Raw genomic sequence first — 19,818 nt, forward strand, 5'->3', positions numbered from 1 at the left:
CAAAACAGAAGGGCCGCGGATCCCGGTGTGACGGGGTTCCGCGGCCCTGGAGGCGCCGACCTGAGGTTGCTCAGGTTCGTTCTCTCCAGGGTTCAGGCCCGCGGAAGGCCCGCATCCGGACGGCCGTGGCGTCCGCGAGGACGACCATGGCCAGGTCGATCTGCTGCTGGTTCTGCTTCTGGGCGTTTCCGGCACCGATGAGCTGCGCATAGCCGCCATGCATGGCGACGGCTACGGCCGTCTTCGGTGCCTGGGTCGGTCGCTCGTCACGCGGGGAGCGGGACTCGTCGACCGACGCCCAGTCGCCGGACAGACCAATCTCGACACGGGTGGCACCAAAGTTGCCGCCCTCATCGCCATTGCTGCCGAAGCCAGTGTGTCCAAGACCACTGACAACGGAGGCGGCGAACGCGGGAGCAACCGAGACACCGGTGGTGTCGAAACCCAGACCGGTTCCGCACAGCTCGGCGGTGGTCCGCAGGCTGGCGGCGGCACGCACGGAGGCAGCGTCGACGGTCTGGCCAGTCATTTTCGTGATCATGGTTCCCACTGTCTTCGCCTCCTCTCGGCGTCTCGCGGAGCCTGGTTTCCCGGGCTCCGAACTGTTCGGATGTCTGTCTCGGTGAAGCTGGTGGGGCAGGGGGGCACAGCGACAGGTTTCACCCCGTGCGCTCGCGTCCCCTTGACCGCTCCGGCAGGCTATTGCGCTCCCGGTACGGCGCGCAAACTATTTTTCCGGCGAGTTTCCCGACGGTCTCCTCGGCGCTCTCCGGCGCCGGCTGTGATCGCCCCGGACCGGCTCAGGCCGGTTCGTCCGACTGACCGTCCATGACGTCCGCCGGATCCCCCTCGGGCTCCTCCCCCGCACACAACGAGAGCACGGCCGCCCCGTATTTGTCCAGCTTCATGGCCCCGACCCCGGAGATCGCGGCCAGCTCCTGGCGGTTGGCGGGGACGTCCTCGGCGATGGCCATCAGGGTGGCGTCGGTGAAGACCACGTAGGCGGGCGCGCCCTGCTCCCGGGCCTGGGCCGCGCGCCATTCCCGCAGCCGCTCGTAGAGCGCCTCGTCCATGGTGGAGGGGCAGGTCTCGCAGCGACGGAGCTTGCGCTCGACGGCCTCGGTGAGGACGCGCTCGCAGACCCGGCAGGTGACCGGGCCGCGGACCCGGCGCCCGGCGGAGCGCTCGCCGCCCTCGACCCCGCCGCGTCCGCCGCGCCCGGCGGGGCGGCTGCCGGGGGCGCTGGAGCCGGGCCGCAGCCCGTCCAGGAAGCGGGTGGGCTTGCGGGAGGCCCGGCCGCCCGGGGAGCGGGAGAGCGCCCAGGAGAGGGTGAGGTGCTTGCGGGCACGGGTGACGCCCACATAGAGGAGACGGCGCTCCTCCTCGACCTGCTCGTCCGTCTTGGCGTAGATGATCGGCAGGGTGCCCTCGGTCAGGCCGACGAGGAACACGGCGTCCCACTCGAGGCCCTTGGCGGCGTGCAGGGAGGCCAGGGTGACGCCCTCGACGGCGGGGGCGTGCTGGGCGGCGGCGCGGGCGTCGAGTTCGGCGACGTAGGCGGCGAGGTCGGTGGTCAGCCCCTCGGCGGCGCGGCCGCGCTCGAACTCCTCGGCCAGCCGGACCAGGGCGGCGAGGGACTCCCAGCGGTCCCGGACCGCGCCGGAGCCGGCGGGGGGCTCGGGGGTGAAACCGCGGGCGGCGAGGACGGCGCGGACCTGTCCCGCGAGGTCGGGAGCGCCGTCGGTGACGGGGTCGGAGCCGGCCCGGGCCGCGCCGCGGAGCAGCACCCCGGCGTCCCGGACCTCGGGGCGCTCGAAGAACCGCTCGGCGCCCTTGAGCTGGTAGGGGACGGCGAGGTCGGAGAGGGCCTGCTCGTAGACCTCGGACTGGCCGTTGGTGCGGAAGAGGACGGCGATCTCGCTGGCGCGCACACCGGCGGCGATGAGGTCCTTGATCCGCCGGGCGGTGGTCTCGGCCTCGGTGGGCTCGTCCTCGTACTCGGTGTAGAGGGGCTCGGGGCCGGCCTCGCGCTGGGAGACGAGTTCGAGGCGGTGGCGGGCGGCCTCGCCCCGGGCCTGCGCGAGCAGCCCGTTGGCGAGGTGGACCACCTGGGGGGTGGAGCGGTAGTCGCGGACCAGCTTGACCACGGTGGCCTCGGGGTGGCGGGTCCGGAAGCCGAGCAGGTAGTCCGGGGTGGCGCCGGTGAAGGAGTAGATGGTCTGGCTGGCGTCGCCGACGACGCAGAGGCTGGCGCCGCCGCCGGGGCCGGTCCACTGGTCGAGGAGGCGCTGCTGGAGCGGGGAGACGTCCTGGTACTCGTCGACGGTGAAGTGCCGGTACTGGGCGCGGACCTGGTCGGCGATGTCCGGGCGGTCCTCCAGGATGGCCGCGGTGAGCAGCAGGACGTCCTCGAAGTCGATGTTCCCGCGGCGGCTCTTGGTCTCCTCGTAGACGCGGTAGACCTGGGCGGTCTCGGCCGGGTCGCGGGGGGCCTCGCGGCCGGACTTGGCGACGGCCGCGGGGTAGTCGTCGGGGCCGGTCTGGGTGACCTTGGCCCACTCGATCTCGGCGGTGAGGTCGCGCAGCTCGGTGCGCTGGACGCGCAGGCCGCAGCGGCCGGCGGCCTCGGCGACGAGCTGGACCTTGCGCTCGAGCAACTGCGGGACGGGGCCGCCGATGGCGCGGGGCCAGAAGTAGTGGAGCTGGCGCAGCGCCGCGGCGTGGAAGGTGCGGGCCTGGACGCCCTCGGCGCCGAGCTGGCGCAGGCGGCCGCGCATCTCGCCGGCGGCGCGGGCGGTGAAGGTGACGGCGAGGACCTGCTGCGGCTGGTAGACACCGCTGCGCACGCCGTAGGCGATGCGGTGGGTGATGGCCCGGGTCTTGCCGGTCCCGGCGCCGGCGAGGACGCAGACGGGGCCGTGCAGGGCGGTGGCGACGGCCCGCTGCTCGGGGTCGAGTCCGGCGAGGACGGCGTCGGGGCCGCCGGCGGCGGAGTGGCCGGTCCGGTGCGCGTCCTGGTGTCCGTCGAACGGGCTGCCGCTCAAGAGGTCTTCCTGCATGCGTTCCATCCTCTCAGCCCGGGCGGACATCCCGGGCAGGGTTGTCCACAAGCCCGGTGCGATCGCCGGATGATCGCGGCGCGGACGGCGGGTGGTGGCACACCCGGGGCGCGTGCCTCGGGATGCGCGCCGGTACGCCGGGACCGCCGTGGACCGACGCGGTGGAATGACCGTCGGGCGGTGGACGTTGTCCCCCCGGAGCCGTGAACGCACGCGGTACCGGTACGCGCGCGCATTCGCGTCCGCACGCCCCTCTCCACCCGATTCGCCATCCGAAGGAGTCCCCTCGATGTCCGGCAGCGTGACGATGTACAGCACGACCTGGTGCGGCTACTGCAACCGACTCAAGAGCCAGCTGGAGCGCGAGGGCATCGGCTACACCGAGATCAACATCGAGGAGGACCCGGCGTCGGCGTCCTTCGTCGAGTCGGTGAACAACGGCAACCAGACCGTGCCGACCGTGCTGGTGACGCCGACCGCCGGCGGCGAGCGGGTCGTGATGACCAACCCGAGCCTGCTCCAGGTGAAGAAGGCCCTGGCGTCCTGACGCCCGGCGGTCCGACGCCCGTCGGTCCGACCCCCGGCGCCCCTGTGCCCGGCCGTCCCGGCCGGCGCGCGCCCGCCCCGCGGGTCACTGCGCGTCGGCCCGGGCCGGGTCGACGGGGGCGGCGGGCGCGGGCAGCGTAGTCCGGGCGGCGAGGTCGCCGACCCCGTACACCAGCCGGCTGCGGTCGGCCGAGTAGCGGGTCTCGATGACCCGGACCGGCCCGCGCCGGTCGTAGGTGACCCGGGTCTGGACCACCAGCGGCACCCCGGGGCCGCCCTGGAACCACTGGGCCTCCTCGGGCCCCGGCATCCGGGCGACCAGGTGGTCGACGGCGCCCACCTCGGTGCGGCCGAGGGCGGCGAGCACGGCCTCGTCGCCGCCGTCGATCTGGTCGGGTTCCATCAGCGGGGTGCCGGCGGCGAGGCCGGCCCGGTAGTGGCTCTCCTCGATGGAGTACGGCTCGCGGTCGAGCAGGCGCAGCTGGCGGCGGACCACGATGGCCTCGCCGGGGCGCAGTCCGAGGCGCTCGGCGATGTCGACGCGGGCCCGGACGATCATCATCTCGAAGTCGACGGTGAGTTCGCGTCCGCTGTCGTCGGCCTCGCCCCGGTAGACGGCGCTGGGGGTGGCCAGGCAGTCCAGCGGGGCGGGGCCCTGCGGTTCGAGCCGGGGGGCGGGCCCGTAGGCGCGGTGGTCGAGCACGGGGTGCTCGCGCAGATAGGTGCCCTTGCCCTGGAGCCGGACGAGCCGGCCCTCGTTGACGAGGACGTCGACGGCGAGGCGGACGGTGTTGCGGGCGACGCCGTACTGGCGCTCCAGCTCGCTCTCGACCGGGAGCGCGGCCGCAGTGGTGAACTCGCCCTCGGCGATGCGGCGGCGCAGGTCCGCGGCGAGGCGCTGGTATTTGGGGGATTGGGCGGTGCCCCGGGGGATTGTCACCCGAGTGAATGTAGCGAGACGGGTGAGCGGCTTTCAGGCGTTTGCGGCAAAGTCGCCCGGGATCGGTGACAGTGTCCGACCGGTGCCCCGGGGCCCTTCCGGGCAGGGCCGCTCCGGTTACGAACATCCTGGGGAGACGGGTTCGGAATGGAAATTGGGGGCGCGCGAATCAACTCCGCGCGCCCCCAATCCGTGGAACGCTCCGACCCCCGAGTTCCGACCCGAGTTCCGACCCGAGTTCCTACCCGAGACCCGGCCCGAGACCCGGCCCGAGACCCGGCCCGAGTTCCGGCCTCCGGCGCCGGACCCCCGGCCCCGCGGGGCCGCCGCCGGAACTACCAGCGGGCCGCCGTCGGCAGCGGCTCGCCGTACCAGAGCTCGACCAGGTGCCGGGCGATCGAGATCCCGGACGGCGGCAGGATCTCCCCCGCCTCCATGCCGGCCCGCAGCTCCTCCCGGGAGAACCAGCGCGCCTCCGCCAGCTCCTCCCCGTCCACGGTGATCGCGGTGCCGTCCGGGTGCGCCTTGCCCAGGAAGCCCAGCATCAGGCTGGACGGGAACGGCCACGGCTGGCTGGCCACGTAGGAGACCTCGGCGACCTTCACCCCGGCCTCCTCGAACACCTCGCGCACGACCGCCTGCTCGATCGACTCCCCCGGCTCGACGAAGCCGGCCAGCGTCGACCAGCGGCCCTCGGGCCAGAGCGCCTGCCGGCCGAGCAGGCAGCGGTCCTGCTCGTCGGTGATCATCATGATCACGGCCGGGTCGGTGCGCGGGTAGTGCTCGGCCGCGCAGGAGGTGCAGCGCCGCACGTGCCCGGCGCCGGCCTTCTCGGTCGGGTGGCCGCAGCGCGAGCAGAAGCTGTGCAGCCGGTGCCAGTGCTCCAGGGCGACGGCGTGCACCAGCAGCCCGGCGTCCCGGTCGGAGAGCAGCGCGCCGACCTCGCGCAGCCCGGCCGGACGGGCGTCGCCGTCCAGCCGGCCCGGCAGGCTCTCGCCCGCCAGCGCGAAGTAGGAGACGCCCTCCTCGTCGGTGCCGAGGAAGTACCGGTCGCCGGTCTGCGGCGCCTCGAAGGAGGGCAGCAGGACCAGCTCGGTCCCCTGCCCGCTGTCCACCACGAACGCCTCGCCGCCGGCGATCGGCAGCACCTTGGTGGACGGGTGGCTCCACGCGGCCGCCAGCCAGGGCTCGTCGACCCGGTGCTGGGCCGCCCGGTCCACCCCGGCCCGGGCCAGCGCCAGGTGCAACGGGTGTTCGGTCTCAGGCACGGTGCTCAACTGTTCCATCCCCACGTGATGAGTCTTCCGGACGGGTCGGGTGCGCGGCGCGGGCGGGACGGCGGGCGTCTGCCGCCGCCCCGGCCGCGCGCTGCCGATTCACTCCTGCCCGCCGCCGGGCCGCCAGTTCTCGGCGAGGTCGGCCCACAGGTAGGCGGCGGTCTCGACGCCCTTGGCCAGCAGGTCCAGCTCCACCTTCTCGTCCACCGAGTGCCAGCCGTCCGAGGGCACCGAGATGCCGAGGAACAGCACCGGCGCGCCGAGCACGTCCTGCAGGTCCGCGGCGGGGCCGGAACCGCCCTCACGGGTGAACAGGATCCGCTGCTCGAAGGCCCGGCCCATCGCCCGGACGGTGGACTGCAGGGCCGGGTGGTCGAGCGGGGTCAGGCAGGGCCTGGTCGCGCCCGGGAAGACCAGCTCGTACCTGATGCCCTCGGGCACCCGGTCGGCCACCCAGGTGCGGACGGCCTCGCGGACCTTCTCCACCTCCTGCCCGGCGACCAGCCGGAAGGACAGCTTCAGATGGGCCGAGGCGGGCACGATGGTCTTGCCGCCGGGGCCGGTGTAGCCGCCCCAGATGCCGTTGACCTCGGCGGTCGGGCGGGCCCAGATCCGCTCCAGGGTGGAGTAGCCGGCCTCGCCGCGGGTGCCGTAGGACTTGGCGACCTTCAGCCAGGCGGCCTCGTCGAAGGGCAGCTCGGCGAACAGCTCGCGCTCGCGGTCGGTCAGCTCGACCACGCCGTCGTAGAAGCCGGGGACGGCGACCCGGTGGTCGGCGTCGTGCAGGCCGGCGGCCAGCTCGGCGGCGACGGCGGCCGGGTTGGGCACGGCGCCGCCGAAGGAGCCGGAGTGGATGTCGGTGTCCGGCCCGTACAGGTCGATCTGGGCGTCCGCGAGGCCGCGCATGCCGGTGCAGACGGTCGGCGTGGTCTCGGACCACATGCCGGTGTCCGAGATGATGACGACGTCGGCGGCCAGCCGGTCGGCCTCGCGGCGGACCAGCTCGGCGAAGTGCGGCGAGCCGGACTCCTCCTCGCCCTCGACGAGCAGCTTGAGGTTGACGGCCGGCGCGGTGCGGCCGGTGGCGGCCAGGTGGGCCCGCACCCCGAGGGTGTGGAAGAAGACCTGGCCCTTGTCGTCGGCGGCGCCCCGGGCGTACAGCCGGTTGCCGACCACGGTCGGCTCGAACGGGTCGGTCGCCCAGCCGTCCTCGCGGGCGGCGGGCTGCACGTCGTGGTGCCCGTAGACGAGCACGGTCGGCGCGGACGGGTCCCCGGAGGGCCACTCGGCGAAGACCGCCGGCAGGCCGTCCGTCTCCCACACCTCGGCCACCGGGAAGCCGGTGTCGCGCAGCTTGGCGGCCAGCCACTCGGCGGAGCGCCGCACGTCCGCGGCCCGGCCGGGGTCGGCGGACACCGAGGGGATGCGCAGCCAGTCGGCGAGGTCCGCGAGGAAGGCGGCCTGGTGCTGGTCGATGAAGGAGCGGACGACGCTGTCCGGGGTTCTCGTCATACCGACGACTTTAGTTCGCCCGGGCACCCCGCAGCGGCCCCGGTCCCGCTGGGTGGGCACCCAGGGGCCTGTAACGTCCGTCACCCCCGGACGCGCGCGGGGAGCGGCGCCGGGGGCGACGGGTCGACAGAACGGTCGACGGAACAGCGGGAACAGCGGGAACAGCGGGAAGGACGGCGCGGGATCAGCCGGAGCGGCGCAGCAGCGAGATCCGCGAGCGGGTGAGCAGCGCGGCCAGCGCCACCGCGAGCAGCGGCAGCACGACCACCGTCACCCCGATGTTGAGCCAGGGGAACACCACGATGCCCTTCGCCGCTTCCTCCTGGAGGCTCATCCCGGGGTAGACCGACGCGGCGGCCTCGACCTTGCGCAGGGCGACGGCGGGCACGATGCCCGCGACGGCTCCGAGCAGGGCGCCCATGGCGGCGATGACCCCGCACTGGAACCCGGAGAGGGTGCGCCGGATCCGGGGCGCGGCGCCGACGGCGGCCAGGGTGGTGAGGTCGCGCTGGGAGTCGGCGGCGGCGAGGCCGGTGGCGATGCCGGCGGCGCCGAGGGCGACGAGACCGGCGAACGCGGTGAGCCCGAGGCTGATCAGGTCACCCGGGGAGCGGTAGCCGCGCTCGATGTCGAACTCGATGCCGTCGGACAGCTTGGCGAGGGCCGCGCGGGCCCGCTGCTCGGCGGCGTCGGCGGGCGCGGTGTCGGGCAGCCAGACGGAGCCCGCGTCACTGCTGGTGAGGCCGAGCCGGTGCACGGTCTCGGCACTGACCACGGCGGTTCCGCCGACGTTGGCCTGGCCGCCGACGAGCACGGCGTCGAGGGTGACGGTGCGCGAGGCGGGCTCGAAGTCCGCGTCCATCGGGCCGTCCGGGTAGGGCTCGGTGAGCTCGAGGGCGACCTTGCCGTCCTTGAGGTAGCGCTCGTCGAAGACGACGGCCTTGCCCTCGGCGATCGCCTGCCCGGCGGCCGGGTCGGTGACGTTGTAGAGGTTGCGCAGCAGGGCGGCGTCGCCGGACTGGACGGAGCCGAAGCTGTTGCCCCGGGTGATCGTGCGCTCCTTGCAGCGCTGGTCCTCACGGCCGAGCCGGGCGATCTCCTCCTCGCTGAGGCTGCGGCGGCCCTTGCCCCAGATCGGGCACTGCCGCTCCTCGGGCAGGGCCACCGCGACGCGGCCGCAGCTCTGGCCGTTGGCCCGGCAGTCGCCCAGGTAGTTGACCCGCTGGACGTCGGCGCGGACGCCGAGGCCGGGGACGGAGTTCTGCACGGCGCCGCGCTGCTGGGCCAGCATCGAGCCGTCGGAGGCGGCGCCCCAGCCGCTGGACAGGATGACGGCGTTGGCGGGACCGGCGGCCACGTACTCGCGGCGGTGCTCCTCGTCGCTGCTGGCGACGTAGACGCCGACGGCGACACTGCCGGCCACGGCGGCCATGACGGCGGCGACGGCGGGGGCGGTGCGGCCGCGGTGGCGGACGGAGTCGCGCAGGGCGAGGCGGGGGCCGAGCGGCAGCCAGCGGCCGATCCGGCCGAAGAGGCCGACCAGGTAGGGGGTGAGGGCGACCATGCCGAGCTCGGCGATCGCGGAGCCGCCGAGGACGGCGAGCGAGCGGCTGCCGAAGCCGCCGGTGGCGCCGAGCAGGGCGAGGGCGGAGCCGCCGCCGAGCATCAGCAGACCGAGCAGGGCGAGCTTGCGGCTCGGCGGCTTGAGGTTGTCGCGCCCGGTGAGGGCGGCGACGACGTCCTGCCGGGAGGCCTGGACGGCGGGCACGACGGCGGCGAGCAGACCGGTCACGAGGCCGATGAGCAGGATGCCCAGCAGGTCGAGCGGCTGCAGGTCGAAGTGGCCGAAGCGCTGGCCGGCGGACTCCTCGGCGCGGGTGCGGAGCAGGGCGACCAGGCCGATGCCGCCGGCCAGGCCGACGACGGCGCCGGTCAGGCCGAGCACGACACCGCCGCCGAGGACGACGGCCCGCACCTGGGCGCGGTCGCCGCCGCCGGCGGCGAGCAGGCCGAGCTGGCGGCGGGAGCGGCGGGCACCGACCGCGAAGGCGGGGCCGGCCAGCAGGACGATCTCCAGCAGGGCCATGCCGACCACGGTGCCGAGGACGACGACGGCGGTGCGGTCGAAGAAGGGGGTGCGGCCGCTGCTGCCGCCCTGGCTGTCCTGGTAGGCGTAGAACGGCACCTCGGAGCGGGCCGGCGGGTCGAGCAGCACGGCGCGCGAGGAGGCGACGAAGCCGTACTTGTTGAGCTCCACCACCTTGGGCCAGTCGACGCCGGCCCCGGCGGGGAGCTTGACCAGCCAGCGGCTGACACCCTCGCTCACCGAGCTCGCGCCGGCGCGGGGACCGTTGCTCGGCAGCTTGTCGAGCACGGCGCCCGGGCGGGCGTACAGGACGGCGGTGCGCAGGTCGCCGGGGTACTCGGCGACACCGGTGATGGTGAAGGGGGTGGATTCCAGACCGCGGGGCGCGGTGCGGTCGCCGATCCGCAGCCCGGAGGTGTTCAGGAACTCCTGGCTGGCGGCCACCTCGTGGTCGGCGCTGGGAGCACGGCCCTTGACGATGTCGTAGCGGCCGCGCCAGACCGGGTCGGCGAGGTCCGCCTCGGTGATCCGGACGTTGGTGAGGCCCTCGGCGGTGGTGGTGGCGGTGTAGGGGCCCTCGCGGAACGGCACCAGGGTGGCGCCGGGCAGGAGCCGGCGAGCGAGCTCGGCGGGGTCGGTGTCGAGGCTGAGCCGCTGCTCGGGGGTGTAGGCGGGCTGCCCGTTCTCCTTCTTGGTCTCCGAGGCGTCGGTGACGTGGAAGTCCTCCTCCGGGTTCGGGGCCTGGAGCACGACGGCGCCGCGGTCGAGGATCCGCAGCTCGGCCGCGGACTGGCCCATGGCGCGGACGACCTTCTCGGCCGGGTCGAGGTCGGCGCTGCGGAAGACCACGTCGGCGCCGGCGACGCCGAGCACGGGCAGCGCGACCATGGCGACGACGAGGGCGCTGCGGCCCTTGGCGCGCAGGGCGTCGCGGCGGGCGATGCGCAGGGCGACCCGCCAGGAACTGAGCTTCACTCCGCCACCGGGCCCTTCGCGTTGGTGGCGGCGGCGAGGAGGAGGCTGCCGGCGTCCTGGCTGGCGCTCTCGTCGACCATCCGGCCGTCGCGCAGGAAGACGACCCGGTCGGCCCAGGCGGCGTGCCGGGGTTCGTGGGTGACCATCATGGCGGCGGCGCCGGCGTCGCAGCGGGCGCGCAGGACGGCGAGCACGGACTCGCCGGTGGTGGAGTCGAGGGCGCCGGTGGGCTCGTCGGCGAGGACGAGGCGGCGGTCGCCGATCAGGGCGCGGGCGATGGCGACGCGCTGCTGCTGGCCGCCGGACATGTCGTCGGGGAAGCGGTCGGCGAGCTCGGGGATGCCGAGCTCCTCCAGGGCGACGAGGGCCTCGCGGCGGGCGGCGCGGGCGGACAGGCCGTCGAGCTCGCGCGGCAGGGAGATGTTCTCGGCGGCGGTGAGGGCCGGTATCAGGTTGTAGTCCTGGAAGACGTAGCCGACGGAGCGGCGGCGGACCTCGGCGAGCCGCTTGCGGTCGAGGCCGCCGAGGGCGACGCCCTCGACCAGCACCTGGCCGGTGCTGGGGGTGTCGAGGCCGCCGGCGAGGGTCAGCAGGGTGGACTTGCCGGAGCCGGACGGGCCCATGACGGCGACGAACTCGCCGGGGCGGACCTTGAGGTCGACGCCGCGCAGCGCCTGGACCTCGCCGGCGCCCTGGCCGTGGACGCGGGTGACGTTGTCCAGGTGCAGGACGGCGTCGCCGCTCCTGGTCGGATCGGTGTGGGACACGGTTCCCCCTGCTGTGGTGGGGCCCGTCGCGCGGTGGCGGCGGTCGGGCCGGTGGTTCGGGTTCAAGCCGGTTCGGTGCGGGCCCAGTGGTACGGGCAGGTGTCAGGCCTTGCTGCGGCGGCGGCCGAAACGGGCGGGCGCGGCCGCCGCGCCGTCACCCGCCCCGGCGGCGCGCTTCTCGGCCGCGCGGGCCTGCTCCGCCTCCGCGTGCTGGGCGAGCCGGGTCTCGCAGTGGTCGAGCCAGCGGACCTCGGCCTCGGTCTGGAAGATCAGCTGTTCGAGGACGAGCAGCCAGGCCAGGTCGGCCCCGGGCTGCTCGGGCCCGCCTGGCCGGCTCTCGCCGGCCAGGGCGCGGGCCTTGAGCCGGGTGTAGTCCTGGAGCGCCTTGATGCTGTGCCGGCGCTGGCCCTGGACGACCGCGGGCACGTCGACGCCGGGGACGGTGACGGCCATCGCGAGCTTGATGGCGAGTTCGTCCCGGGGCGGGTTGGTGCGCGGCACCGGGGTGTCGAACCAGGTCCGCAGTTCGGCGCGGCCGGCTTCGGTGGCCTCGTAGAACTGGTGGCCCTCCTCGTCCTCCCCGGCGGGGACGACCAGGCCGTCGCGTTCCAGTCGGGCCAGGGTGGTGTAGACCTGGCCGACGTTCAGCGGCCAGGTGGCGCCGGTGCGCGCCTCGAACTCGGTTCTCAGCTGGTAGCCGTAGCGCGGCCCCTGGTCGAGCAGGGCGAGCAGGCCGTGGCGGATGGACATACCGAGTATGTATACCCGGTATGCTCGACGGGTCAAGCCGGGACCCCGAGGGGCGCCCGGCGACAAAGCCCTGCGCGGAAGCCCTGCCAGGAGCCCTGCCAGGAGCCCTGCCAGGAGCACCGGACGGAAGCCCCGGACGGAAGCCCTGCCAGGAGCCCCCGCGAAGGACCCCGGACGGGAGCCGACGCGGGCGGGCCGACGGCGACCGGTAACGTCGTACCGCGTGAGCCAGTTGCGCATCGCCACCTTCAACCTGCTGCACGGCCGACCGCTGGCCCCCGACGGCGCCCCGCGCCCCTTCCCGCCCGACCCCGGGGCACCGCTCGCGGAGGCGGTGGCCGCACTGGACGCCGACGTGCTGGCGCTCCAGGAGGTGGACCGGCACCAGGCCCGCTCCGGCGGCACCGACCAGGCCGCCGTCGCCGCCGCCGCGATGGGCGCCGCCGACTGGCGCTTCGCCGCGGCCCTGCACGGCCGCCCCGCGCCGGTGGCCGGCTGGCTGCCGGAGCCCTCCGCGCCCGCCGGGATCCAGGTGTACGGGCCGGCCGACCTCGGCGCGCAGGCACCGCCCGCCTACGGCACCGCGCTGCTGACCCGGCTGCCGGTGCTGCACTGGCGGGCCCGCCGGTTCGCTCCGGCGCCGTTCGGACTCCCGCTGCGGGTGGCCGGACGGCGCGGACTGACGCCCGTTCCGGACGAGCCGCGCGCCGCGCTGGCGGCGGTGCTGGAGGGCGAGCGGGGGCCGTTCACCGTGGTCGCGGCGCACCTGTCGTTCGTCCCCGGCTGGAACATGGCGCAGCTGGCGGCGATCCGCCGGTGGATCGCCGACCTGCCGCAGCCGTACCTGGTGCTGGGGGACTTCAACCTGGTGGGCGCGGTGCCGCGCACGGTGCTGGGCGGGGCGAGCGCGCTGGAGCGGTCGGTGCCCCGGGCGCGGGTGCGGGAGCTGCGGGCGGCCCGGCGGGCCCGGCCGGCGCTGGTGGAGCCGCGCCGGCGGCGGGTGCGGGAGCCCCGGCCGCGGCTCTCGGGCTGGTACGACCTGGCGCGCACCCCCACCTACCCCTCGCACCGGCCGGCGGTGCAGTTCGACCACGTGCTGGCGGTGGGGGTGCCGCGGACGGCGGTGGGCCCGGCGACGGCGCCCCGCACGGCGGTGTCGGACCACCGCCCGCTGGTGGTCCGGGTCTCGTTGTAGGCCCTCTCCTTCGGATCACGCCAGGCTGTCGCCGCCGGGATCCGAAGGAGAGGCCCTGGCCAGCCTCACTGCCGGGAGAGATGGGCGTTCTGCTGCGGGACGTGCGGGACGGACGGCGCGCGCGGGGCCGGCGGGGCGGGCTGCCCGCCGGAGTCGGCCGGGGCCGGGGCGGCCGCGGCGGCGATGGCGACGGCGGGCCGGTCGGTGACCGGCGGCGGGTCGTACTGGAGGAGCAGCATGGCCGCGTCGTCGCCGAGCTGGCGTCCGACGTGGCGCACGACGTCCTCGTGCAGGCGGTGCAGCACCTCGACGGGTCCGCCGTCGGCGTGCCGGGGGAAGCGTTCGGCGAGCGGGTAGAAGACGCCGGCCCGGTCGCGGGCCTCGATGACGCCGTCGGTGAAGAGCAGGACCCGGTCGCCGGGGCGGAGCGGGACCCGGTGCACCGGGGGCCGGACATCGGCGGGGTCGAGCACGCCGAGCGGGGGCACCGTCTCGGCGAGTTCGAGCGGACGGACGGCCTCGCCGCCGCGCAGCAGCAGCGGGGCGGGGTGGCCGCAGTTGACGATCTCGGCGGTGCCGTCGGGGCCGACGCCGATCAGGACGAGGGTGACGAACTCCTCCTCGACGCCGGGGTGGTCGTTCTCGTGCAGGGCGCGGTCGAGGCTGTCGGCGAGCCAGCCGGCGACCTTGTCGAGGGCGGCCTCCTGGTGGGCGGCCTCACGGAAGGCGCCGAGCACGGCGGCGGCGGTCTCGACGGCGCCGAGGCCCTTGCCGCGCACGTCGCCGACGACGGCGCGCACGCCGTGCCGGGTGTTGACGACTTCGTAGAGGTCGCCGCCGATGCGGGCGTGGGCGGCGGCGGCCGCGTAGTGGACGGCGGCGCGGACGGTGCCGACCCGGTCGGGGACCGGGCGCAGCAGGACGCGCCGGGCGATGGAGGCGACCAGCTGGGCGTCGGCGAGGAGGCGCTCCTGGCGCAGCCTCAGGGTGGCGCTGACCCAGCTGATCACGGCGACGAGGACGATGGCGAAGACGGTGGCGCTGTGCACGGACTCGGCGAGCACGTCGTTGCGCACGGCCATGACGAAGGCGGCGACCTCGGTGCAGGCGCCGATGGCGAGGGGGTACCAGGTGCGTCGGCTGACCACGGCGGCCAGCGCGGGGACGGCGGTGAGCGCCGGTTCGACGGTCACCGCGGCGTCGGTGAAGTAGTCGAGGACGACGACCAGCGCCATACCGATGAACGGCAGCGACAGCGCCGTCCTCGGCCAGGTGCCGGTCGCGCCGGGTGCGGTTCCCGGGGTCGGCCCGGCGAACCGTTCTCTGATCCATCCGGTCGCGCTCAACTTCGGTTCTCCAGCAGAAGACGCGGATGCCCGGGGGCACCTGCGGTGATGACTGAGGGTTAGGGAATACGGGCCTCGCTGGCGGCCGGAGCACGGGGGTTGACCGGTTACCGACCCCACAATAGGCGCGAAACGTGCACTACGCACAGGTTTCGCCCGATGCCGTGATGACTTGAATGCTCTCTGTGACTCATTCTTCACTGTTCCCGATCAGGAGCCGTTCCAACTCTTTTCGGTCGGGAAGTCCTGCGGGTTGTTCGATCCGACCGCTCCGGACGTACAGGAACGAGGCCGTGACCTGCTCCAGTGGAACGCCGGCCTGTTCGGCCCACGCCAGTCGGTACACGGCGAGTTGGAGCGGGTCGGCGGTCTCCTCGCGGTGCGTCTTCCAGTCCACCACTTCGTAGCGTGACGCGCCGCCGATTTCTGACCCGTCGTCACCGTCACGGTAGACCGCGTCGATCCGGCCGCGCACCACCCGGCCCGCCAGCACCAGTTGGAACGGCGCCTCGACCCGCAGCGGCGCCCGGTCGGCGTACGGGGTGCGCAGGAACGCCTCCTTCAGCCGCTCCAGGTCCTGCTCGTCCTCGATGCCGTCGTCGTCGGCGCCGGGCAGCGCGCCCGGGCCGATCAGCATCAGCGGTTCGATCCGCGACTGCACCCAGGCGTGGAAGCGGGTGCCGCGCCGGGCGGCGGGCTGCGGCGGGCGGGGCATCGGCCGGGCGAGGTCGTGCGCGAAGCCGTCCGGGTCGGCGGCCAGCCGCAGCAGCTGGGTGGCGGAGAGCGAGGCCGGCAGCGGCACCTCCCGCACCCGGCCGCGGGAGCGCTCCAACTCGCCTATCAGCGCGGTGAGGTCGCGGTCCCAGGACTCGACCAGCCGGCGGTCCTCGGGCGCCATCGGCCCGGGGTCGGGGGCGGGCCGCCCGGCCAGGCGCTGGTGCACGACCTCGGCGACCCGGCGGCGGGCGTGCTGGGCGGCCGGGTCCAGCGGCAGCGGCCAGGGGCGTTCGACGGGCGCGGCGAGCGCCGGGTTCTCGGCGCCCTCCGCGGGCGGCTCGGCCCAGCGGTCGATCTCGCCGTTGCCGGGGAGTCCGGCGTGCTCGCGCAGCTGCTCCAGGAAGGCGGAGGGGCCGCGCGGGGTCTTCTGGCTGGGCCCCCACCAGTGGCCGGAGGCGAGCAGCAGGGCCCGGGGGCGGGTGAAGGCGACATAGCCGAGGCGCAGTTCCTCGGTGGCGGAGTGCTCGGCCAGCGCCGCCCTGAACTCCTTCATGGCCTTGGCGTTCCAGCCGCCCCGCACATCGGGCAGGGTGGCGGCGTCGCCGCGCAGGGCGTGCGGCAGCACCCGCTTGGCGCTGGTCCAGCGCTCGCGCGGGGACGAGGACGGGAAGGCGCCCTTGACCAGGCCGGGCACCGCGACGACGTCCCACTCCAGGCCCTTGGACTTGTGCGCGGTGAGGACCTTGACGGTGTCCTCGCCGCCGGGCAGGCCGGCGTCCAGGCCCCGGTCGTGCTCCTGGGCGGCGCGCAGGAAGCCGAGGAAGGCGGCCAGGCCCGGGTCGCCGTCGAGGTCGGAGAAGGAGGCGGCGACGTCGAGGAAGGCGTGCAGGGTCTCCCGGCGGCGGGCGGCGAGCGCGTGCGGGGAGGCGGCGAGTTCCACCTCCAGGCCCGTGACGGCGAGCACCCGGTGCAGCACGTCCATCAGCGGTTCGGCGAGCGAGCGGCGCAGCTCCCGCAGCTCGCGGGCGAGCCGGGCGAAGCGGATCCGGGCCTCGGCGGAGAACGCCGGGGCGTCCGGGTCCTCGGGCTCCTCGCCGTCGAGGAAGCTCTCCAGGGCGTCGGCGAGCGAGACCACCTCGGTGGGGTCGGTCTCGGCGACGGCGGCGGCGAGCGGCTCCACCCCCTCGGGCCGGGCGGTGCGGACGAGTTCGGCGGCGCGCCGGCCGAGCAGCGCGAGGTCGCGCGGGCCGATCCGCCAGCGCGGGCCGATCAGCAGCCGGACCAGCGCGGCATTGGCGGTCGGGTCCTGGAGCACCTCGCACACCGCGACCAGGTCGGCCACCTCGGGCAGGTGGAGCAGCCCGCCGAGGCCGACCACCTCGACCGGCACCTCGCGGGCGACCAGCGCGGCGTGCACGTCGGGGAAGGCCGCGCCGCCCCGGCACAGCACAGCGATCCGGCCGGGGGCGGTACCGGTGCGCACCAGGTGGGCGATCTCGTCGGCGAGCCAGTCGATCTCCTCGGCGTGGGTGGGCAGCAGCGCGGCCCGCACCCGGCCGTCGAGTTCGGCCCCGGGGGCGGGGCGCAGCGCCTCGACGCCCTCGTGCATGGCGCGCAGCGGCGCGGCCAGCCCGTTGGCGAGGGCGAGCAGCCGGCCGCCGCTGCGGCGGTTCTCGCTGAGCGCGTACCGGTCGGCGGGGGTGCCGTCGGCGGCGGGGAAGTGGCGCGGGAAGTCGTCGAGGTTGGCGACGGAGGCGCCGCGCCAGCCGTAGATGGCCTGGCAGGGGTCCCCGACCGCGGTGACGGGGTGGCCTGGGGCGGTGCCGTCCGGGCCGGCGCCGAACAGGCCGGCCAGCATCAGCCGCTGGGCGACGGAGGTGTCCTGGTACTCGTCGAGCAGCACCACCCGGTACTGGTCCCGCAGCAGGGCGCCGACCTCCGGGCGCTGCTGGGCGAGCCGGGCGGCGGCGGCGATCTGGTCGCCGAAGTCCATCAGCCCGGCGGCGCTCTTGCGGCGCCGGTAGTCCTCGACCAGGCGCAGCAGTTCCAGCCGGGCCCGGGCGGTGGCGGGCACCGCCCGCAGGTCCTCGTTGCCGAGCCGGACGCCGACCAGGGCGTCGAGCAGGTCCTCGTCGTGGGCGCGCAGCCGCTCCGGCGTGACGAGGTGCTCGGCGAGTTCTCCGTCCAGCGCGGTGAGGTCGGCGACCAGGCCGGTGAAGGTGCCGGTGAGGGCGGGGAACGGGCCCCGGGCGGTGCGCAGCACCTTGGCGGCGAGCTGGAAGCGGGTGGCGTCGGCGAGCAGCCGGACGTCGGGCTCGATGCCGATGCGCAGGCCGTGCTCCTTGAGGAGGCGGCCGGCGAAGGCGTGGTAGGTGGAGATCTCGGGTTCGCCGAGGTCCTCGTCGGCGGGGCCGGCGAAGTGGCCGTCGTCCGCCGGGGGCTGCCCGACCCCGGCCTGGCGCAGGGCGGAGCGGACGCGCTCGGCGAGCTCGCCGGCGGCCTTGTTGGTGAAGGTGAGGCCGAGGACCTGCTCGGGGCGGACGGCACCGGAGCCGACCAGCCAGACGACCCGGGCGGCCATCACGGTGGTCTTGCCTGAGCCGGCGCCGGCCACGATGACGGCGGGCCGCAGCGGGGCGCCGATCGCCGCGATCTGCTCCCGGTTGAAGGGGATGCCCAGCAGCTCCTTGAGCTGTTCGGGATGGCTGAGCACGGCGGTCACCACGCAACGGTAACGGGGGCCGCCGACAGCCCGGGCCCCGCTGTGGCGACGGCCACGTGTTGCGAGGGCCACGCCGCGCGGCCGCCGCGCGGGTCGCGGGGGCGGAAGGACGGGCCTACTCGACCACCTGGACGCCCTCGCGCTGGGCGGAGCAGCTGCGCCGGAAGGTGCAGCGGTCGCAGCCTCCGCCGGTCTGCGGGACGAAGCGTTCGGCGAGGATCCGCCCGGCGGCGTCGGCGAGCAGGTTCTCGATCCACGGCTCGCCGTCGGGCGGGTCCTGCCGCTGCACCTTGGGCGCCTCGGGGACGGTCTTGTCGGGCTTGCGGAGCTGGACGAGTTCGGCGCCGCCGGACTCGGCGGCGCCGGCCGCGTCGAAGCCGGGCAGCCCGTTGAGCGCGCCGGAGCGGACGGCGAGCTGGTAGACGGCGAGCTGCTTGTGGTCGGGCAGGGACTTGTCGGTGGGCGTCTGCTTGCCGGTCTTGAAGTCGACCACGTAGGCGCGGCCGGCCTCGTCCTGCTCGACCCGGTCCATCGAGCCGCGGATCCGCACCTGGACGCCGCCGGCGTCGAGGGTGACGTCGAAGCCGTGCTCGGTGGCGACCACGTCGCGGCCGCGGGCCATCACGTGCCAGGTGAGGAAGCGCTCCAGGGCGTCGCGGGCCTCGGACTTCTCCTGCTGGGACTTCCACGGCGCGTCGAAGGCGAGCGCGTCCCACACGGTGTCCAGGCGTTCCATCAGGACGGCGAGGTCGGCGGGGGTGCGGCCGGAGCCGACCTCGTCGGCGAGGGCGTGCACCACGTTCCCGAAGCCCTGCGCGGCGGAGGAGGTGCCGCGGGCCTTGACCTCCTTGTCGAGGAACCACTGGAGCGAGCAGCTCTCCAGCTGTTCCAGGCCGCTGCCGGACAGCCGCACCGGCAGCGCGGCGTCGCGCAGCGGGGCGGGGGCGGCGGTGGCGTCGTCCAGGCCCCACCAGGCCTCGGGGCGGGCGGCCGGGACGAGCGGGCGGCCCTCCTCGTCGGTGGCGAGGGCGAGGGTGGCGAGCCGTTCGGCGGCGGCGCGGCGCAGCTCGGGCGAGCGGGTGGGGTCGACGGTGACCGCGCGCAGCTCGGCGACCAGCGCGGGCACGGCGAGCGGGCGGCGCGGGCGGTGGGTGACGTCCTCGACGGTGACGGCCGGGGTGCGGCGCAGCACCCGGCCGGTCCTGGGGTCGACGTCCTCGCGGTAGAGCTCGCGCAGGAAGCGGGACGGCTGGTCGCCGTCGTCGGCGGGGGCCTTGACGGCGGTGACGACCAGCCGGTCCTTGGCCCGGGTGGCGGCGACGTAGAAGAGGCGGCGTTCCTCTGCGAGCAGGGCGGCGGGGGTGAGGGGCTCGGCGAGGCCGTCGCGGCCGATCCGGTCGGCCTCCAGCAGGGAGCCGCGGCGGCGCAGGTCGGGCCAGAGGCCGTCCTGGACGCCGGCCACCACGACGAGCCGCCACTCCAGGCCCTTGGCCCGGTGGGCGGTCATCAGCCGGACCGCCTCGGGGCGCACGGCCCGCACGGTGAGGGTGTCGGCCGCGATGTCCTGGGCCTCCAGCTCGGCGAGCAGGTCGAGGGCGCCGCGGTGGCCGGTGACCTGCTCCTCGGCGCGGGCGGCGGTCTCGAACAGGGCGCAGACGGCGTCGAGGTCCCGGTCGGCGTTGCGGCCGACGGCGCCACCGCGCAGGGCGGCGCGTTCCAGGCGTTCGCGCCAGCGGCGGGAGCCCTCCCAGAGCTGCCAGAGGGCGTCCTCGGCGGTGCAGCCGCCGGCGAGGGCCTCGCGGACCTTGCGCAGCAGACTGCCGAGGGCGTGGGCGCGGCGGGCGTAGGGGGTGTCCAGCACGGCGAGTCGCTCGGGTTCGGCGAGGGCCTCGCGGAGCAGCTCGCCGGCCGGGCGGGGGACGGCGG

General features: G+C 75.3%; 13 protein-coding genes. 2 read left to right on the forward strand and 11 right to left on the reverse strand.

Features of this window, described 5'->3' with window-relative positions; all coding sequences use genetic code 11:
- Window positions 1-70 precede the first annotated feature (70 nt).
- Window positions 71-541, reverse strand: coding sequence for a hypothetical protein (locus BI06_RS17885; protein WP_043469096.1), 471 nt, complete (start codon window positions 539-541; stop codon window positions 71-73).
- 259 nt (window positions 542-800) lie between these two features.
- The gene (locus BI06_RS17890) at window positions 801-3,068 is read right to left on the reverse strand and encodes an ATP-dependent DNA helicase UvrD2 (protein ID WP_082558528.1); all 2,268 of its coding nucleotides are present in this window, start codon (window positions 3,066-3,068) and stop codon (window positions 801-803) included.
- A 280-nt stretch (window positions 3,069-3,348) separates the two neighbouring features.
- Between BI06_RS17890 and BI06_RS17895 the strand changes: the two genes are divergently transcribed.
- Window positions 3,349-3,606 carry a mycoredoxin gene (locus BI06_RS17895; RefSeq protein WP_030392921.1) on the forward strand — a complete coding sequence of 86 codons (258 nt, stop codon included), beginning with the start codon at window positions 3,349-3,351 and terminating at the stop codon, window positions 3,604-3,606.
- An 84-nt stretch (window positions 3,607-3,690) separates the two neighbouring features.
- On the opposite strand, the gene BI06_RS17900 is transcribed toward BI06_RS17895, so the two are convergent.
- The 6 genes from BI06_RS17900 to BI06_RS17925 form a co-directional block, all read right to left on the reverse strand.
- On the reverse strand, window positions 3,691-4,545 hold the full coding sequence (locus BI06_RS17900; protein ID WP_043469099.1) for a GntR family transcriptional regulator: 855 nt from the start codon (window positions 4,543-4,545) through the stop codon (window positions 3,691-3,693).
- A 335-nt stretch (window positions 4,546-4,880) separates the two neighbouring features.
- Window positions 4,881-5,831 carry an NAD(+) diphosphatase gene (gene nudC / locus BI06_RS17905; RefSeq protein WP_051741211.1) on the reverse strand — a complete coding sequence of 317 codons (951 nt, stop codon included), beginning with the start codon at window positions 5,829-5,831 and terminating at the stop codon, window positions 4,881-4,883.
- A gap of 90 nt (window positions 5,832-5,921) precedes the next feature.
- Window positions 5,922-7,334 carry a dipeptidase gene (locus BI06_RS17910; protein WP_030392924.1) on the reverse strand — a complete coding sequence of 471 codons (1,413 nt, stop codon included), beginning with the start codon at window positions 7,332-7,334 and terminating at the stop codon, window positions 5,922-5,924.
- Between the two features lie 184 nt (window positions 7,335-7,518).
- Entirely contained in the window at window positions 7,519-10,395 is a 2,877-nt protein-coding gene (locus tag BI06_RS17915; protein WP_043469102.1) for an FtsX-like permease family protein, read from the reverse strand.
- Window positions 10,392-11,162: an ABC transporter ATP-binding protein gene (locus tag BI06_RS17920; protein WP_030392926.1), complete on the reverse strand. Its 771-nt coding sequence runs from the start codon at window positions 11,160-11,162 to the stop codon at window positions 10,392-10,394. The genes BI06_RS17915 and BI06_RS17920 overlap by 4 nt, the downstream gene beginning before the upstream one ends.
- A gap of 102 nt (window positions 11,163-11,264) precedes the next feature.
- On the reverse strand, window positions 11,265-11,912 hold the full coding sequence (locus BI06_RS17925; protein WP_030392927.1) for a PadR family transcriptional regulator: 648 nt from the start codon (window positions 11,910-11,912) through the stop codon (window positions 11,265-11,267).
- 223 nt (window positions 11,913-12,135) lie between these two features.
- On the opposite strand from BI06_RS17925, the gene BI06_RS17930 reads away from it, so the two are divergent.
- On the forward strand, window positions 12,136-13,107 hold the full coding sequence (locus BI06_RS17930; RefSeq protein ID WP_063764178.1) for an endonuclease/exonuclease/phosphatase family protein: 972 nt from the start codon (window positions 12,136-12,138) through the stop codon (window positions 13,105-13,107).
- A 65-nt stretch (window positions 13,108-13,172) separates the two neighbouring features.
- Here BI06_RS17930 and BI06_RS17935 read toward each other — a convergent pair whose 3' ends face one another.
- The 3 genes from BI06_RS17935 to BI06_RS53620 form a co-directional block, all read right to left on the reverse strand.
- Complete coding sequence (locus BI06_RS17935; protein WP_051741214.1) at window positions 13,173-14,453, reverse strand: PP2C family protein-serine/threonine phosphatase; 1,281 nt, start codon at window positions 14,451-14,453, stop codon at window positions 13,173-13,175.
- Window positions 14,454-14,643: 190 nt separating this feature from the next.
- The gene (locus BI06_RS17940) at window positions 14,644-17,892 is read right to left on the reverse strand and encodes an ATP-dependent DNA helicase (protein ID WP_043469868.1); all 3,249 of its coding nucleotides are present in this window, start codon (window positions 17,890-17,892) and stop codon (window positions 14,644-14,646) included.
- A gap of 115 nt (window positions 17,893-18,007) precedes the next feature.
- The coding region (locus tag BI06_RS53620) for a UrvD/REP family ATP-dependent DNA helicase (RefSeq protein WP_043469105.1) at window positions 18,008-19,818 on the reverse strand (1,811 nt) is incomplete at its 5' end.

The sequence above is a fragment of the Kitasatospora sp. MBT66 genome (genome assembly GCF_000710405.2).
GTDB classification, from domain to species: domain Bacteria; phylum Actinomycetota; class Actinomycetes; order Streptomycetales; family Streptomycetaceae; genus Kitasatospora; species Kitasatospora purpeofusca.

Bases quoted from the DNA above. Each gene is read 5' to 3' on its own strand.
- BI06_RS17895 (WP_030392921.1), top strand. From the start codon at position 3,349: ATGTCCGGCAGCGTGACGATGTACAGCACGACCTGGTGCGGCTACTGC.
- BI06_RS17885 (WP_043469096.1), bottom strand. From the start codon at position 541: ATGATCACGAAAATGACTGGCCAGACCGTCGACGCTGCCTCCGTGCGT.
- BI06_RS17890 (WP_082558528.1), bottom strand. From the start codon at position 3,068: ATGGAACGCATGCAGGAAGACCTCTTGAGCGGCAGCCCGTTCGACGGA.
- BI06_RS17925 (WP_030392927.1), bottom strand. From the start codon at position 11,912: ATGTCCATCCGCCACGGCCTGCTCGCCCTGCTCGACCAGGGGCCGCGC.
- BI06_RS17910 (WP_030392924.1), bottom strand. From the start codon at position 7,334: ATGACGAGAACCCCGGACAGCGTCGTCCGCTCCTTCATCGACCAGCAC.
- nudC (WP_051741211.1), bottom strand. From the start codon at position 5,831: ATGGAACAGTTGAGCACCGTGCCTGAGACCGAACACCCGTTGCACCTG.